This window comes from Streptomyces sp. NPDC055632 (assembly GCF_053618675.1).
Map to the genome: position 1 here is coordinate 160,549 of NZ_JBSHHY010000001.1, position 16,827 is coordinate 177,375.

11 protein-coding genes are annotated in these 16,827 nt (G+C 75.5%); 2 read left to right on the plus strand and 9 right to left on the minus strand.

Annotation, left to right across the window (positions count from 1 at the left end; genetic code table 11):
- Nucleotides 1-2: 2 nt before the first annotated feature.
- From ACWGSR_RS00735 to ACWGSR_RS00760, 6 genes are all read right to left on the minus strand, one after another.
- A complete protein-coding gene (locus ACWGSR_RS00735) occupies nt 3-905 on the minus strand; it encodes a LysR family transcriptional regulator (protein ID WP_376235239.1) in 903 nt (300 codons plus the stop codon).
- Nucleotides 906-990: 85 nt separating this feature from the next.
- Nucleotides 991-2,190, minus strand: a complete 1,200-nt coding sequence (locus ACWGSR_RS00740; RefSeq protein ID WP_453562744.1) for a glycine C-acetyltransferase — start codon at nt 2,188-2,190, stop codon at nt 991-993.
- Between the two features lie 3 nt (nt 2,191-2,193).
- Nucleotides 2,194-3,228 carry an L-threonine 3-dehydrogenase gene (tdh, locus tag ACWGSR_RS00745; RefSeq protein WP_376235234.1) on the minus strand — a complete coding sequence of 345 codons (1,035 nt, stop codon included), beginning with the start codon at nt 3,226-3,228 and terminating at the stop codon, nt 2,194-2,196.
- Nucleotides 3,229-3,526: 298 nt separating this feature from the next.
- Entirely contained in the window at nt 3,527-5,110 is a 1,584-nt protein-coding gene (locus ACWGSR_RS00750; protein ID WP_453562746.1) for a phytoene desaturase family protein, read from the minus strand.
- Nucleotides 5,111-5,216: 106 nt separating this feature from the next.
- The gene (locus ACWGSR_RS00755) at nt 5,217-7,544 is read right to left on the minus strand and encodes a tetratricopeptide repeat protein (protein WP_453562747.1); all 2,328 of its coding nucleotides are present in this window, start codon (nt 7,542-7,544) and stop codon (nt 5,217-5,219) included.
- The gene (locus tag ACWGSR_RS00760; RefSeq protein ID WP_453562748.1) at nt 7,526-8,440 is read right to left on the minus strand and encodes an oxygenase MpaB family protein; all 915 of its coding nucleotides are present in this window, start codon (nt 8,438-8,440) and stop codon (nt 7,526-7,528) included. The genes ACWGSR_RS00755 and ACWGSR_RS00760 overlap by 19 nt, the downstream gene beginning before the upstream one ends.
- A 404-nt stretch (nt 8,441-8,844) precedes the next feature.
- Between ACWGSR_RS00760 and ACWGSR_RS00765 the strand changes: the two genes are divergently transcribed.
- Complete coding sequence (locus ACWGSR_RS00765; RefSeq protein WP_453562749.1) at nt 8,845-11,256, plus strand: phosphoketolase family protein; 2,412 nt, start codon at nt 8,845-8,847, stop codon at nt 11,254-11,256.
- A 162-nt stretch (nt 11,257-11,418) separates the two neighbouring features.
- On the opposite strand, the gene ACWGSR_RS00770 is transcribed toward ACWGSR_RS00765, so the two are convergent.
- From ACWGSR_RS00770 to ACWGSR_RS00780, 3 genes are read right to left on the minus strand one after another with little or no spacing between them, the layout of a single operon-like run.
- The gene (locus tag ACWGSR_RS00770) at nt 11,419-13,869 is read right to left on the minus strand and encodes a glycoside hydrolase family 65 protein (protein ID WP_453562750.1); all 2,451 of its coding nucleotides are present in this window, start codon (nt 13,867-13,869) and stop codon (nt 11,419-11,421) included.
- Between the two features lie 29 nt (nt 13,870-13,898).
- A complete protein-coding gene (locus ACWGSR_RS00775; protein WP_453562751.1) occupies nt 13,899-14,675 on the minus strand; it encodes an HAD family hydrolase in 777 nt (258 codons plus the stop codon).
- Entirely contained in the window at nt 14,672-14,842 is a 171-nt protein-coding gene (locus ACWGSR_RS00780; protein ID WP_453562752.1) for a hypothetical protein, read from the minus strand. Before ACWGSR_RS00780 ends, ACWGSR_RS00775 begins: the two co-directional genes overlap by 4 nt.
- A 399-nt stretch (nt 14,843-15,241) precedes the next feature.
- Here ACWGSR_RS00780 and ACWGSR_RS00785 point away from each other — a divergent pair, with 399 nt between their 5' ends.
- Nucleotides 15,242-16,600 (plus strand): MBL fold metallo-hydrolase, encoded by a 1,359-nt coding sequence (locus tag ACWGSR_RS00785; protein ID WP_453562753.1) that lies wholly within the window; start codon nt 15,242-15,244, stop codon nt 16,598-16,600.
- The last annotated feature ends 227 nt before the right edge of the window (nt 16,601-16,827 follow it).

Sequence of the window (16,827 nt, forward strand, 5' to 3'; positions counted from 1 at the left end):
CCTCAGTCGGCGGCGGCCGTGCGCAGCTCCGTCAGGAGCGGGCTGATCAGGGGGTGTTCCTCGGCTCCGCGCCGTACCGCCGCGAAGACCCGGCGGGTGGGGGCGACCCCGTCCACCGGGCGGACCTCGACGCCCGTGAGGTCCATCCCGCGCAGCGCCGAGCGCGGCACGAGGGCGACCCCGGCGGCAGCGGAGGCGAGGGCGACGACGGCGCGGAAGTCGTCGGAGACGTGTGCGAAGCGGGGGGCGAAGCCGGCGTACTCGCAGGCCAGGACGGTGACGTCGTGGCAGGGGTTGCCGGTGGACTGCCCGATCCAGTCGTCCTTGGCGAGGGCGGAGAGCGCGACCCGCCCGCCGGCCGCCAGGGGGTGGCCGGGCGGCAGGACCGCGTCGAAGGGCTCCGCGTAGAGCGGCACGCGGGTGAGGCGGTCGTCATCCTCGCCGGGGGCGCCCCGGTACTCGACGGCGACGGCCACGTCCACCTGCCGGTCCAGGACCATGAGCAGGCTCTCGTCGCCCTCGGCGTCCCGCACCCGGACCCGGATGCCGGGCGCGGTGCGGGCGAGCGCCGTGAGGGCGGGGGCCACGACGAGGCCGATGCCGGTGGCGAAGGCGGCGACCGTGACCGTGCCGGCCTCGCCGGAGCCGTAGGCGGCGAGTTCGGCCTCGGCGCGCTCCAGCTGGGCCAGGACGGCATTGGCGTGGCTCAGCAGGATCTCGCCGGCCGGGGTGAGGCGCGCGCCCCGGGCGCTGCGCTCGACCAGGCGGTGGCCGGTCTCCTGCTCCAGGGCGGCGAGCTGCTGGGAGACGGCGGAGGGGGTGAGGTAGAGCGCGGCGGCCGCCGCGGTGACCGTGCGGTGGTCGGCCACCGCACGGAGGATGTGCAACCGCCGCGCTTCGATCATGTCCCCAGTCTCGCAGGCCGGAGGGTCTGCTCCGGGCCGCGGACCGGGGGCCGCCCGGCCCGGGGGCCAGGGGCCGGGTCCGGCCTCAGCCGGCCAGGGCGGCGCGGGCCGCCACGAACGCGTCCACGGCCCGGTTCACGTCCTCCGTGGAGTGGGCGGCAGAGAGCTGGACGCGGATGCGGGCCTGCCCCTGCGGCACGACCGGGTACGAGAAGCCGATCACGTACACGCCGCGCTCCAGGAGGAGCTCGGCCATCCGGCCGGCGACGGCGGCGTCCCCGATCATGACGGGGGCGATGGCGTGGTCGCCGGGGAGGACGTCGAAGCCCTCCTCGGTCATGCGGGAGCGGAAGAGCGCCGTGTTGGCCTTCAGGCGCTCGCGCAGGTCGCCGGCGGACTCCAGGAGGTCGAGGACCTTGAGGGAGGCGGCGGCGATCACCGGGGCGAGGGTGTTGGAGAAGAGGTACGGGCGGGAGCGCTGGCGCAGCAGGGCGACGATCTCGGCGCGGGCGGCGACGTAGCCGCCGGAGGCGCCGCCGAGGGCCTTGCCCAGGGTGCCGGTGATGATGTCGACGCGGTCCATGACGCCGTGCAGCTCGGGGGTGCCGCGCCCGCCGGGGCCGACGAAGCCGACGGCGTGCGAGTCGTCGACCATGACCATGGCGTCGTAGCGCTCGGCCAGGTCGCAGATCTCGTCGAGCGGGGCGACGTAGCCGTCCATCGAGAAGACGCCGTCGGTGACGATCAGCTTGCGCCGGGCGCCGCCCTCGACGGCCTCCTTGAGCTGCCGCTCCAGGTCGGCCATGTCGCGGTTGGCGTAGCGGAAGCGGCGGGCCTTGGAGAGGCGGATGCCGTCGATGATCGAGGCGTGGTTGAGGGCGTCGGAGATGACGGCGTCCTCGGCGCCCAGGATCGTCTCGAAGACGCCGCCGTTGGCGTCGAAGCAGGAGGAGTAGAGGATCGTGTCCTCCTGGCCGAGGAAGGAGGACAGGCGCGCCTCCAGCTCCTTGTGCACCTCCTGCGTGCCGCAGATGAAGCGGACGGACGCCATGCCGTAGCCCCAGCGGTCGAGGGCCTCGTGGGCGGCGGCGACCACCTCGGGGTGGTCGGCGAGGCCCAGGTAGTTGTTGGCACAGAAGTTGAGCACCTCGCCGGGGCGTCCGCCGGCGGTCACCTCGACGGTGGCCGACTGGGGGGTGCCGATGACGCGCTCGGGCTTGTGGAGTCCGGCCTGCTCGATCTCTTCGAGGGTGGCTCGGATGTCGTCGCGAACGGAATCGAACATGGGTCAGGCTCCCGCAGTCCAGTCGAGGATGATCTTGCCGCTCTTGCCGGAGGCCGCGTCGTCGAAGGCGGCCTCGAAGTCGGTGTACGCGTAGCGGCCGGTGATCACGGGGGCGAGGTCGAGGCCGCCCTCCAGGAGCACCGACATCGCGTACCAGGTCTCGAACATCTCGCGGCCGTAGATGCCCTTGACCGTGATCATGGAGGTGACGATCTTCGCCCAGTCGACGGCGAAGTCCTCGCTGGGCAGGCCCAGCATGGCGATCTTGCCGCCGTGGGTCATGTTGGCGACCATGTCGCGCATCGCGTGCGGGTTGCCGGACATCTCCAGGCCGACGTCGAAGCCCTCCTTGAGCCCGAGGGTGCGCTGGCCGTCCGCGATGGTCTCCTCGGCGACGTTCAGGGCGAGGGTGACGCCCGTCTTGCGGGCGAGGGCGAGGCGCTCCTCGCTGACGTCGGTGATGAGGACGTTGCGGGCGCCGGCGTGCCTGGCGACGGCGGCGGCCATGATGCCGATCGGGCCGGCGCCGGTGACCAGGACGTCCTCGCCGACGAGCGGGAAGGAGAGCGCGGTGTGGACGGCGTTGCCGAAGGGGTCGAAGATCGCGGCGACGTCGAGGTCGACGGGGACGCGGTGCACCCACACGTTGGAGGCGGGCAGCACCACGTACTCGGCGAAGGCGCCGTCGCGGCCGACGCCGAGGCCGATGGTGGCGCGGCAGAGGTGGCGGCGGCCGGCCAGGCAGTTGCGGCACTTGCCGCAGACGAGGTGGCCCTCGCCGCTGACCAGGTCGCCGACGGCGATGTCGGCGACGTCACGGCCGGTGTGGACGACCTCGCCGACGAACTCGTGGCCGAGCGTCAGCGGGGTGTCGATCGTCTTCTGCGCCCAGCCGTCCCAGGAGCGGATGTGCAGGTCGGTGCCGCAGATGCCGGTCCGCTTGACCTTGATGAGGACGTCTCCGGGGCCGGTCTCCGGCTCGGGCACGTCCGTGAGCCAGAGTCCCGGCTCCGCCTTCAGCTTGACCAGTGCCTTCAATGCAACGGCTCCCGACGTGCGTGTCCTGTGATGTGGGGGTGAGGGCAGGGCTGTGCGCCCAAGATCCCTGGAAGAGAATCTTCCGTACGCGCGGCTCCGGGTCCATCGAGGATTTCTTAAGCGCGCTCGCAGATCAGCTTCACACCCCGGGCGGGGACGGCCCGGCGTCAACACGCGGGAGCGGGGCTCACCCCGGGGGCTCACCCAGGAGCCCGCCCCGAAGCGGGTCCCGAAGCGGGTCCCGGGCCCACCCCGGAGCGGGTCCCGGGTCCGCCCCGGAGCATGCCCCCGGGGGGCGTCACCCGCCCAGGACGCTCATCGCCGCGTTGTGGCCGGGGATGCCGCTCACTCCCCCGCCCCGGACCGCGCCCGCGCCGCAGAGGAGCACGTTGGCGTGGCGGGTCCCGACGCCCCAGCGGCCGCCGTCCTCCCCGTGGGCCGGTTCGTCCGCGTACGGGAAGGAGAGGTCGCGGTGGAAGATGTGGCCGCCGGGCAGCCGCAGGTCGCGTTCGAGGTCGAGCGGGGTCTTCGCCTCGACGCAGGGCCGGCCGTCCGCGTCGTGGGCGAGGCAGTCGGCGATCGGCTCGTCCAGATGGGCGTCGAGCTGGGCGAGGGTGGCGGCGAGGAGTTCGGCGCGGGCGCCGTCGTTGTCGGCGGCGAACAGCCGGGCGGGGGTGTGCAGTCCGAAGAGGGTGAGGGTCTGGTACCCCCGGGCGGCGAGCTCCGGGCCGAGGATCGTCGGGTCGGTGAGGGAGTGGCAGTAGATCTCGGAGGGCGGGGCGGTGGGGAGGCGGCCGGCGGCGGCCTCGGCGTGGGCGGCGGCGAGCTGCCCGTACCCCTCGGCGATGTGGAAGGTGCCGGCGAAGGCCTCGCGGGGGTCGACGGAGCGGTCCCGGAGCTTCGGCAGCCGGGTGAGCAGCATGTTGACCTTGAGCTGGGCGCCCTCGGGGGCGGGCGGGGGCGGGTCGCCGAGCAGGGCGGCGAGGTCGCGCGGGGAGGCGTTGACGAGGACGTGGCCCGCCTCGACGGTCCCCTCGCCGTCGGCGGTGCGGTACGTGACCTCGGCGCGGTGTCCGTCGGTCTCGATCCGGGTGACCTCGTGGCCGGTGCGGAGGTGGGCCCCGGCGGCGCGGGCCGCGTCCGCGAGGGCGTCGGTGAGGGCGCCCATGCCGCCCACGGGCACGTCCCAGTCGCCGGTGCCGCCGCCGATGACGTGGTAGAGGAAGCAGCGGTTCTGGAGGAGGGTGGGGTCGTGGGCGTCGGCGAAGGTGCCGATGAGGGCGTCGGTGAGGACGACGCCCCGGACCAGGTCGTCGGCGAAGTGCTTCTCCACGGCGACGCCGAGGGGTTCCTCGAAGAGCATCCGCCAGGTGTCGGCGTCGTCGACGCGGGCGCGCAGGTCGGCGCGGGTCGGGAGCGGTTCGGTGAGGGTGGGGAAGATCCGGCGGGCGGCCCGGCCGGTGCGGGCGTAGAACGCCTGCCAGGCCTCGTACTCGCGGTCGGAGCCGGTCAGCGCGGCGAAGGAGGCGCGGGTGCGCTCGGGACCGCCGCCGACGAGGAGTCCGCCGTCGCCCTTCGGGGTGTACGAGGAGACGGACCGCTTCCGCACCGCGAACGTCAGTCCCAGCTCCCGGACGATCTTCTCCGGGAGGAGCGAGACGAGGTACGAGTACCGGGAGAGGCGGGCGTCCACCCCGGCGAACGGGCGGGTGGAGACGGCCGCCCCGCCCGTGGAGCCGAGCCGTTCCAGGACGAGGACGGTGCGCCCGGCACGGGCCAGGTAGGCGGCGGCGACGAGCCCGTTGTGCCCGCCCCCGACGACGACGGCGTCGTACGAGGCGGCGGGCGCGGGGGCGTCGGAGAGCTGGTCGGAGGCGGTCATGGCTCATGCTCACACGCGGACGGGGGCCGGGGAAGGGGGCGGAGGCCGGGGCCCGGCGTCTTCCGTGGCGGCGGTCGGGCGGGGCCCGTCGTCCTCCGTGGGGCGGTCAGGCGGGGGCCGCTCCCCGGGGTGGCGTGGCCGCTCCGAGGAGGAGGGCGGCGGCCTCGGTGGGGCGGCCGAGGCGCTCCAGGCAGTGGGCCTCGTCCTCCAGGGCGGCGACGGTGTCGGGGTGCGCGGGGCCCAGGAGCCGGGTGCGGGCGGCGGCGACGGCCCGGTGGGTCTTCCGGGCCTCCTCCCAGCGGCCGAGCCGGCCGAGGGCGACGGCGGACTCGCGGCGGCTGAGGAGGGTGTCCGGGTGGTCGGCGCCCAGGACGCGTTCCCGGGCGGCGTGGACCTCCCGGGACTCCGCGAGCGCGTCCTCCCAACGCCCGAGCCGGCCGAGGTTGACGGCGAGGGCGTGGCGGGCGCGCAGGGTCTCGGGCCCGTCGGCGCCCTGCGCGCGGGTGCGGGCGGCGACGAGGTCGCGGCAGACGTCCAGGGCGTCCGCGGCCTGGCCGAGCCGCCCGAGGAAGACGCCGGTCTCGTAGCGGGCGGCGAGGGTTTCGGGGTGGTCGGCGCCGAGGGCGGCGGCGCGCGTCTCGGCGACCGCGCGGTACTGGGCGAGCGCCTCCTCCCCGCGTCCCAGGCGCCCCAGGACGTGGGCGACCTCGTGGCGGGTCGCCAGGGTGTCGGGGTGGGCGGGGCCGAGCAGCCGGGCCCGTGCCTCCGCGACCTCGTGCGCCGTGCGGTACGACTCCTCCAGGCGCCCGAGGCGGCCGAGGGTGAACGCCAGGTTGTGGCGGCAGCGCAGGGTGTCGGGGTGGTCCGGGCCGACGGTGCGCTCGCGGGCGGCGAGCACCTCGACGTAGAGCTCGTACGCCTCGGGGTGCCGTCCGAGGCGCCCGAGCGCGTACGCCCGTTCCTGCCGCGCCGCGAGCGTGTCGGGGTGGTCGGGGCCGAGGACGCGGGCCCGGGCCCGGGCGACCCGGTCGAAGGCGTGCAGGGCGTCGGCGGGGCGGTCGAGCCGGGCGAGGGCGAAGCCGACCTCGTAGTGGCTGGCGAGGGTGTCGGGGTGGTCGGGACCGAGGACCCGCGAGCGGTCCTCGGCGACGGAGCGGTGCACCGCCTCGGCCTCGTCCCAGCGGCCGAGCCGGCCGAGGCCCATCCCGGCCCGGTACCGGCCGGCGAGCACCGCGACCAGCTCGGCGGGGGGCGCGGCCGGGGCGGGGGCGGTGGTGACAGGACCGGCGGTGGCGGCAGATGCGGCGGTGGCGGGCGCGGCGGTGGCGGGCGCGGCGGTGGTCCACTCGGTGGTGAGGACGGCCGCGGCCGGGTCGTGGGCGGCCGGGCGCGGGCCGTCGGCGGCGGTGACGGCGGCCGGGCGGGGCCCGCCGGCCATGCCGCGGGCCCACGCGGGCGCGGACGCGACGGGACCGGGCGCGACGGATCCGTGGGCGACGGGACCGGGGTCCACCGGCACGGGACGGGTCGGCGGCAGGGGCGGCGGCGCGGGCACGCCGGACGGCGGCGCGAACGGGGACGGGCCCGCGCGGCCCGAGACGATCCGGCGGCGCAGGTCGCCCGCGTCGGCCGGGCGCTCCTCGGGGACCTTGGCGAGCAGGTCGACGACGAGGCGGTCGAAGTAGTCGGGCAGCTCGGCCCGGTGGGAGCGCGGCGGGCGCGGCACCGTGTCCCGGTGGCCGATGAGGATCGCCCAGGAGTCGCCGAGGTCGAAGGGCGGGACGCCGGTGGCCAGTTCGTACAGGACGCACCCCAGCGAGTAGAGGTCGCTGCGGTGGTCGATCTCGCCGCCGCCGATCTGCTCCGGGGACATGTAGTGCGGCGTCCCCATGGCGATGCCGGTCCCGGTGAGCTTGGAGGTGAAGCCCATGTCGGCGCCGAGGCGCGCTATCCCGAAGTCGCAGATCTTCACCGTGCCGTCCCCCAGCCGCATGATGTTCGCGGGCTTCAGGTCGCGGTGCACGATGCCCTGGCGGTGCGTGTAGGCGAGGGCGTCGGCGACCTGGTCGGTGATCTCCACGAGGTCCTGGACGGGCAGCGGGTTCTGGGCGTTGGCCGCGAGGAGCTGGCTGAGGTTGCGGCCCTCCAGGAGCTCCATGACGAGGAAGAGCACGCCCTCGTACTCGCCGAAGTCGTGCACGACGGTGATGCCCCGGTGCTGGAGCGCGGCGGCCACCCGGGCCTCGCGCCGGAAGCGCTCGCGCACGATGTCGCGGGAGTGGGGGTCCTGTTGCGGGCCGAGGGGTTTGAGGCACTTCACGGCGACGCGGCGGCCGAGCGCCTCGTCGGTGGCGCGCCACACCTCGCCCATGCCCCCGCGGCCGATGACCTCGTGCAGCCGGTACCGGCCCTGGATCAGTCTGGAGTCCCCCATCGCGTGCCGCCGCCCCCGTCGATTCCGTGCGCCCTTTCCGGTGTGTCCAGTATGGCCGCCGGTTCGGACGACGGATACGGGGCGGGGTACGCGCAGGGGTCGGGCCGCGTCTCCGGGCCGAGCCGCTCCACGGCGCGCAGGACGTGCCGGGGCGGCAGCCTCCAGCGCAGGCCGGAGGGGACGCAGCGCAGGAGGTTGGCCGTGGCGACGAGCCGGCGGGTGACGGTCTCCGGCGGCGGGGCGGGCCGTCCGTAGAGGGCGTGGGCGTACGGGGGCAGGGTGTCGTACGCGAGTGCCGTGACGCGCCGCCAGATCACCTCGCGCGCCGGGACCAGGACGGGTTTGACGGGCGGGCGGCGCAGGAAGTCCTCGACGGTCCGGGCGTCGGGCCCGGCGGCGAGCCGGGGGCGCGCCTCCTCGAAGTAGGCGGCGAGTCCGGCGGTGGACGCGGGGACGGCGTCCGGGTCGAGGCCGACGAGCCGGGCCGAGGCGCGGTGTTCGTCGACGTAGCGGTCGGCCCCGGCGTCGGTGAGCGGGATCCCGGAGCGGCGGGCGACGGAGAGGTACGAGTCGGTCTCGGCGCAGTGGACCCAGAGCAGCAGCTCGGGGTCGTCCACGCCGAGCCGCCGGTGGATGCGGCGGACGCGGGCGCCGGCCTCCTCCGCGGCCCCGGTGGTCCCGTAGCTGAGGGTCCCGACGAAGTTCGCGGTCCGCATCAGGCGGCCCCAGGGGTCCTGCCGGAAACTGCTGTTGATCATGACGCCGCGGACGGCGACGGGGTGCAGCGCCTGGAGCCAGAGGGCCCGGATCCCGGCGATCCACATCACGGGGTCGCTGTGCAGCTGCCAGGTCACGGAGCGGGGCCCGAAGAGCCCGGGGTCGGCGTCCTGCCTCATGGCGTTCAGGCTACGCCGGGAAGGGCGCGGGAGCGCCTGCCGGTACGGCCCTTCTTGACGGGCGCCCCCTTGCCGACGGGCCCTCCGCCCCCGCGCCGGCCGGCGGCGTCCGGGCCGTGACCGGCCCTGTCCCTGGCCCATCCGGCCCCTCTTGCGGGCACGCCCTCCTGTGTCACGCCGCCTTCGGGCGGATCGCGCACCACGATGGGGGGTGGGCCGAGGGGCGTGTCCGGTACGGGGTGTGTCCGGTGCGGCGGCGCGGGGCAGACGCCCCGGAGTGCGCCGGGGCCGACCGGCCGGGCGACCGCGTCCGCGCACACGACACGCGCACCCCGCACGGCTCACGCGGCTCGCACGACTCACGTAACTCGCACGACCTGTACGACTCACACGACGGAGGAGACATGCGCAGGAACAAGCGCTCGGACGGCGCGTCCCCGACCGACGAGGAGCTCGACGCGCTCGACGCCCACTGGAGGGCGGCCAACTACCTCGCCGTCGGCCAGATCTACCTGATGGACAACCCGCTGCTGCGCAAGCCCCTGGAACCGGAGCACATCAAGCCCCGGCTGCTCGGGCACTGGGGCACGTCCCCGGGGCTCAACCTCGTGCACACCCACCTCAACCGGGTGATCCGGAACCGCGGCATCGACGCCCTGTGCGTCTGGGGCCCCGGCCACGGCGGCCCGGCCGTCCTCGCGAACTCCTGGCTGGAGGGCAGCTACAGCGAGGTCTACCCGGACGTGAGCCGGGACGAGGAGGGCATGGCCCGGCTGTTCCGGCAGTTCTCCTTCCCCGGCGGGGTGCCGAGCCACGTGGCGCCCGAGACCCCCGGCTCGATCCACGAGGGCGGCGAGCTGGGCTACTCCCTGTCGCACGCGTACGGCGCCGCCCTCGACAACCCGGACCTCCTGGTGGCCTGCGTCATCGGCGACGGCGAGGCGGAGACGGGTCCGCTCGCCGCGTCCTGGCACGCGAACAAGTTCCTCGACCCGGTCCACGACGGGGCCGTCCTGCCGGTCCTGCACCTCAACGGCTACAAGATCGCGAACCCCACCGTGCTCGCCCGGCTCCCCGAGGCGGAGCTCGACGAGCTGCTGCGGGGCTACGGCCACGAGCCCCTGCACGTGACCGGCGACGACCCGCGCCGGGTGCACCGCGCGATGGCGGCCGCGATGGACACGGCGCTCGACCGCATCCGGGACATCCAGCGCGAGGCGCGCGACGGCGGGTCCGCCGGGCGGCCGAGGTGGCCGGTGATCGTCCTGCGCACGCCGAAGGGCTGGACCGGCCCCGAGGAGGTGGACGGGCTGCCCGTCGAGGGCACCTGGCGCTCCCACCAGGTGCCCCTGCCGGGCGTGCGGGAGAACGCGGAGCACCGCGCACAGCTGGAGGCGTGGCTGCGCTCGTACCGTCCCGAGGAGCTGTTCGGCGACGACGGCACGCCGTCCGCGCGGGTGCTCGCCTGCGTGCCGGACGGCGAGCGCCGCCTCGGTGCCACCCCGCACGCCAACGGCGGCCTGTTGCGGCGGGACCTGCCCGTGCCGCCCCTGGAGCGCTTCGCCGTGGCGGTGGAGGAGCCGGGCGCCACGCGGCACGAGCCGACCGGCGTCCTCGGGGACCTCCTGGAGGCCGTCATGGCCGCCACGGCCGACCGGCGGGACTTCCGGCTCGTCGGCCCCGACGAGACCGCGTCGAACCGCCTCCAGGCGGTGTACGGGGCCAGCGGCAAGGCCTGGCAGGAACCGCTCCTGAAGACCGACGAGCACCTCGACCGGCACGGGCGCGTCATGGAGATCCTCTCCGAACACACCTGCCAGGGCTGGCTGGAGGGGTACCTGCTCACCGGCCGGCACGGGCTGTTCTCCTGCTACGAGGCGTTCGTCCACATCGTCGACTCCATGGTCAACCAGCACATCAAGTGGTTGCGGACCTCCCGCGCCCTGCCGTGGCGGGCGCCGATCGCCTCGCTGAACTACCTGCTGACGTCGCACGTGTGGCGGCAGGACCACAACGGCTTCTCGCACCAGGACCCGGGCTTCGTGGACCACGTGCTCAACAAGAGCCCCGAGGTCGTCCGGGTCTACCTGCCGCCGGACGCCAACACCCTGCTGTCCGTCGCGGACCACGCGCTGCGCAGCAGCGACTACGTCAACGTGATCGTCGCCGGCAAGCAGCCCTGCTTCGACTGGCTGTCCCTGGACGAGGCCCGCGCCCACTGCGCCCGGGGCGCCGGGGTGTGGGAGTGGGCGGGCACCGAGGACGGCACGCGCGAGCCGGACGTGGTCCTCGCCTGCGCGGGTGACGTGCCGACCCAGGAGGTGCTGGCGGCGGCGAGCCTGCTGCGGCGCCACCTGCCCGACCTGGCGGTCCGGGTGGTGAACGTGGTCGACATGACGCGGCTCATGCCCCACGGGGAGCACCCGCACGGCATGACCGACGGGGAGTACGACGCGCTGTTCACCACCGACCGGCCGGTGATCTTCGGCTACCACGGCTACCCCTGGCTGGTGCACCGGCTGGCGTACCGCCGCGCCGGGCACGCGAACCTGCACGTGCGGGGCTACAAGGAGATGGGCACCACCACGACCCCCTTCGACATGGTCGTGCGCAACGACCTCGACCGCTACCGCCTGGTGATGGACGTGATCGACCGCGTACCCGGTCTGGGCGTACGGGCCGTGGGGGTGCGGCAGGCCATGGCGGACGCCCGTACCCGCCACCACTCCTGGATCCGGGAGCACGGCACCGACATGCCCGAGGTCGCCGACTGGAGCTGGACCGGGGACGACGACCGGCACGAGAGCGCCCCGTGACGGACCGTCCTGGCGGGGGCGGCGAGGGCGCCGGGACGGAGGGGGTCCCCCGTACGCCCCCGGCCCGGGGCAGTACGACGTCGCCCTCCCCGGTGCGGGACTTCGGCTCCCCGCCGGCCGGTCTCCGGGGTGTTCCGGTTCGTCCGGGCCCCCGCCCGGTGCTCACAGCCGGAGCCAGCGCTCCTCCCCCGCCGCGATCCGGTACCGGCGGCCGCCCGGGAGGACGACGGTGAGCGGGCTCCGGGACGAGGACGGCACGCGGACGGCCAGCCGCCCGGGGAGCACGCGCACGTGTACTCCCCGGTGGCCGTGGAAGCAGATCGTGAAGGCGAACCGGGGGATCTGCGCGAGGGCCACCGGTTCCACGCGGAGTCCTTCCGGGCCCGCCTCCAGGCCGGTGATGCCGCGCTCCACGAGGTCGACCGTGCCCGCCATCGCCCCGAGGTGGATGCCCTCCCCCGTCGTCCCGCCCTGCACGTCGGCCACGTCGCCGAGCAGGGCCTCCTCGCAGTACCGCCAGGCGTCGGCGCCCTTCTGCCGGGCGATCACCCGGCCGTGGACGAGGCTGCTGAGCGTCGAGCCGTGGCTGGTGCGCCGCAGGTGGTACGCGACGGTGGCGCGCCACACGTCGTCGTCGAGGCGGTGGCCGAGCCGGGCGAAGAGGCCGTACAGCTCCGCGGGCCGGAAGAGGTACCCGAGCATGAGCGTGTCGGCCTGTTTGGAGGCCTGGTAGCGGTTGACCGTGTCGCCCTCCGCCTCCAGGATCCGGTCGAGCCTGCGGATGTCGCCGTACCGCGCCCGGTACGCCTCCCAGTCGAGCTCGGCCAGGTCGCCGTAGCCCTCGAACTGGCTGATCACGCCCCGGTGGAACGGGATGTGGAGGCGGCGGGAGACGTCCTCCCACCGGGCGAGCTCCTCGTCGTCGAGCGACAGTTCCCCCGTCAGCTCCGCCCGCCGGGCGTCGGGCAGCTCGGCCAGGAGGTCGAGGCCCCGGGCGAGGACCCAGGCGGCGGTCGCGTTGGTGTAGGCGTTGTCGTCGACGCCCGGGGCCGTGGCGTCGGGATAGGCGTCGTGGTACTCGTCGGGGCCCACGATCCCGCGGATCCGGTAGCGCCCCAGGGCGGGGTCGAGGTCGGCGGCGCCGGCCCAGTACCGGGCGATCTCCAGCAGGACCTCGGCCCCTTCGGCGTGCAGGAACCCCCGGTCGCCGGTGGCCGTCGCGTACTGCCAGACGTTGTACGCGACGGCCGAGCCCACGTGGCGCTGGAGGTGCGAGTGGTCGGGGAGCCAGCGGCCCGAGCGGGGGTTGAGGTGCAGCTCCTGGGTCTCCTCCCGGCCCGAGCTCGCGCTCTGCCACGGGTACACGGCCCCCGCCGCGCCGGCCCGGCGCGCCTCGGCGCGCGCGGCCGGGAGCCGCCGGTGGCGGTACATGAGCAGGGCCCGGGCCACCTCGGGGAAGTGGAGGTTCAGATGCGGCAGGACGAACAGTTCGTCCCAGAAGACGTGGCCCCGGTAGGCCTCGCCGTGCAGTCCCCGGGCGGGGACGCCGGCGTCGAGCTCGGCCGTGTGCGGGGAGAGCGTCTGGAGCAGGTGGAACAGGTGGAGGCGCAGGATGCGGCCCACCTCGCCGGGGACGTGCAGCTCGCCCTGTTCCCAGAGGCGCCGCCAGGACGCCTCGTGGGTGGCGAGGAGCCGGGGGAAGTCGGGCGCGAGGGCGAGGTCGTCGCAGGCCTGCGTGCGCGGGTCGCCGTCCGGCCGGTCCGCCGAGGTGCGCAGGACCAGGGTCTTCACGAGCGTCGCCGGACGGCGGGGACCGATCGGCAGGCGGTACGTCCGGACGGTGCCGGTCGGCGCGGCCGTCTCCTCGGCGGGCGCCCCGGGGTGGACGTCCGTGCGGACGGCCAGGGCGAGGCGGAGGCCCGGGTCGGTGGTGCGGCAGGAGAGCCAGTCGGTCCCGCCGGGCCCGCAGCCGCTCCGGTGGTCCGTCAGGTGGCGGCCCTCCAGGTTCCGGTAGCGCTCCACCCCGGCGTTGACGACCGCGCCGTCGAGGACGGACCGCACCTCGACGGCGCCGGTCCAGCCGTAGGCGCGGAACGTGCTGCGCTGGGCCGCGAGGCGCGGGTCGCCCATGTGCACGATCCGGGTGTGCCCGACGCGCAGTCCGCGTCCGTCCGCGTCCCGGAAGAACAGGTACCGGGTGAGCGTCCCGGCCCGCAGGTCGAGGCGCACGCCGTAGTGGCGCAGGTCCGGGGAGTCGGGCGTCAGCCAGGCGCCGGGCGGACCGCCGTCCGGGAGGCAGCGGTAGCGCAGGCGCGTCCAGTCGGGGAGGTTGACCATGTCCTCGTTCTCGATCCGCCGGCCGGCGACGGTCGAGGCGCGCCGGTCGTAGCAGCCGGCCAGGTAGGTGCCCGGGTAGTGGACGGGGCCTGCCGGGCACTCGGGCGCGGAGCCCCGGGTGGCGAACCTGCCGTTGCCGAGCGTGCAGAGCGACTCGACGAGGCGCTCGCGCGCCGGGTCGTACCGGTCGTAGCTCCATGTCCAGTCCGTGGTCGTGTCCGCGCCCCACGTCCGGTCCGTGGTCGTGTCCGCGTTCCAGGTCCAGTTCGTGGTCACGTCCGCCCGTCCCTTCCGTGCCGGCGCGTTCACCGGCGCTCGCCCCAGGTCGTCCGCACCAGCGTCATGAGGTCGGGGGCCACCAGGTCGGCGCCCTCCTCGCGCAGGGGCCCCGCGCCGTGCCCGTCGGGGCTCCGGTCCAGGCCGGCGACGAGGCCGAAGCCGCCCCGGCGGGCCGCCCGTACGCCGGCGAGCGCGTCCTCGACCACGGCGGTGTCGCCGGGGCGGGTGTCCAGGCGGGCGGCCGCGTGGAGGAAGAGCGCCGGGTCCGGTTTTCCGGGGAGGGCGAGCCGGGCGGCGTCCCCGCCGTCCACGACGACCGCGAGGAGCCGGTCGAGGCCGGTGTCCGCGAGGAGCGTCCGGGCGTGGCGGGACGCCGAGGCGGCGGCGCACGGGACGTGGAGCGCGCGCAGGGCGGCGAGCGCCTCCTCCGCGTCGGGGAAGGCGGTGACCGCTCCGGCGGCCAGGGCCTCCCGGAACGCCGCCTCCTTGCGGGCCGCGACCGCCCACACGGTGCCGGGGCCGGGAGGGTCCTCGGGGCTCCCGGGCGGAAGGACGACGCCCCGGGAGGTCAGGAACGCCTCGGCGCCGTCGTACCGCGACCGGCCGTCGACGAAGCGGCGGTACTCGGCGTCCGCGTCGAACGGCGCCCGGGCGCCGGAGCCGTCGGGCGCCCGCTCGGCGAGGCAGGCGTCGAACGCGGTCTTCCACGCCGCCGCGTGCGCGGTGGCGGAGTCGAGGAGGACGCCGTCGGTGTCGAGGACGACGCCTCGGGGCGGCGGGCGTCCTTCGGGGCGCCCGTTCACGCGGCGGCCGGCGGGTCGGGGATCCGGACGCCGGGCCGGACCGTCCGGGTACACGCCTCGAAGGTCTCCGGGAGGCGCGCGGCCTCCACGGCGACGCCCGGGTCGGGAACGTCCTGCCGGGCGGTGCCGCCCGGTCCCTGAAAGACGGCGGCCTTCATGCTGCCCACCCACTTCCTGTACGGCGTTCGGGTGTCCTTCTCCCTCGGGCTCGGCCGCCGCGCCTCGGGACCGATCGGCCCGTCCGGCGCGGGTACGAGGGTGGTGGCGGGGACCGGAAGGGGGCCTCCGGACGGGAAGGGCCGCGCGCGGTCCCTCCTCGACCGCGGTTCCTTCCAGGGTTCCGCGAAGCGGCGCCGCCGCAACCGGAGGCGGTACGGGGGCCGTCGCCGGACCGGTGGATCAGGGCCGGGCGGGGCGCGTCATCCGGTACGGCCCCGGCCCCGACCCGCCGGGCAGCCCCTGGGCCGTCGCGTGGCGCACCCCGGCCGGAACATACCCCCGGGGGTAATTCTGTTACGGTGAACTGCATACCCCGGGGGGTAATTTTCCAGCGAAGGGACCATCCCGTGTTCTTTGTCGACACCATCGACGTCGAGGGCCTCGGCAACCGCGGCTATCTGGCCGGGGGCGAGCGGACGGCGGTGGCGGTGGACCCGCCCCGCGACGTCGACCGGGTCCTGGTGGCCGCCGCCCGGCGCGGCGTGCGGATATCCCACGTGGTGGAGACGCACCTCCACAACGACTACGTCACCGGCGGCCCGGAACTGGCCCGGCTGACCGGCGCCTCCTACCTGGTCCCGGCCGGTGCGCGCGTCTCGTTCGCCCGGGTCCCGGTCGCGGACGGCGACACCGTCGACGTCGACGCGGACCTGACCCTGGCGGCCGTCGCGACCCCGGGCCACACGCCGCACCACACCGCGTACGTGCTCAGCGAGGCCGGCCGGCCCGTGGCCGCGTTCACCGGCGGATCCCTGCTGATCGGCACCGTCGGCCGCCCCGACCTGGTGGAGCCGCGCCTCACCGAGGAGCTGGCCCGCGCCCAGCACGCCTCCGCCCACCGGCTCGCGCGGACCCTGCCGGACGAGACCGCGGTGCTGCCCACCCACGGGTTCGGCAGCTTCTGCTCCTCCGCCCAGGCGGCTGGCGACACGACCACGATCGGCGAGGAGAAGGCCGCCAACCCGGCCCTCACGACGGACGCGGACGCCTTCGTCGCCCGGCTGCTCGCGTCCCTGGAGGACGTGCCCGCCTATTACGCGCACATGGGCCCCGTCAACGCGGCCGGCCCCGCGCCGGTGGACCTCACGCCGCCCGCGCCCGCCGATCCGGACGAGATCGCCGCACGGCTCGCGGCCGGGGAGTGGGTCGTGGACCTGCGCGACCGGGTCGCGTTCGCGCAGGGGCACGTGGCCGGCTCGTTCAACTACGAGGCGGACGGCAAGCTCGCCACGTACCTGGCCTGGACGGTCCCGTGGGGCAAACCCGTCACGCTGCTCGCGGAGTCCGCCGAGCAGCTCGCCGCCGCCCAGCGCGAGCTGACGCGAGTGGGCATCGACCGCCCGGCGGCCGCCGCGCTCGGCGGGCCGGAGCGGTGGCTGCGCGCGGGGGAACGGCCGGCGTCGTTCGCCCGCTCCACGTTCGCCGGGCTCGCCGGCCAGGACACCGCCGGGACCGTCGTCCTGGACGTGCGCCGCGCCTCCGAACGCGCGGCCGGCCGGATCGAGGACTCCGTCCACATTCCGATTCACGAACTGCACCACCGCATCGGCGAGGTGCCCGACGGAACGGTCTGGGTGCACTGCGCCGGCGGCATGCGCGCCGCCATCGGCGCCTCCCTGCTCGACGCGGCCGGCCGCGAGGTGGTCGCCGTGGACGACGGCTTCGACGCCGCCGCGGCGGCCGGGCTGACCGTCGTCACCGACTGACCTGCGCCGCCTTTCGGGCCGGGCCCCGCGTCCGTCCGTACCGGGGCTCCGCGCCGGTAGGCACTCGGGGCTCCACACCCGTCCGCACCCGTGGCTCCGTGCCAGTACGTACCCGTGGCTCCGTGCCAGTACGTACCCGGGGCTCCACGCCCGCCCGTACCCGGGGCTTCGCGCCCGCCCGCGCCCGGGCCCCGCTCCACGACGCCCCCGCGGCACCAGAGAAAGTC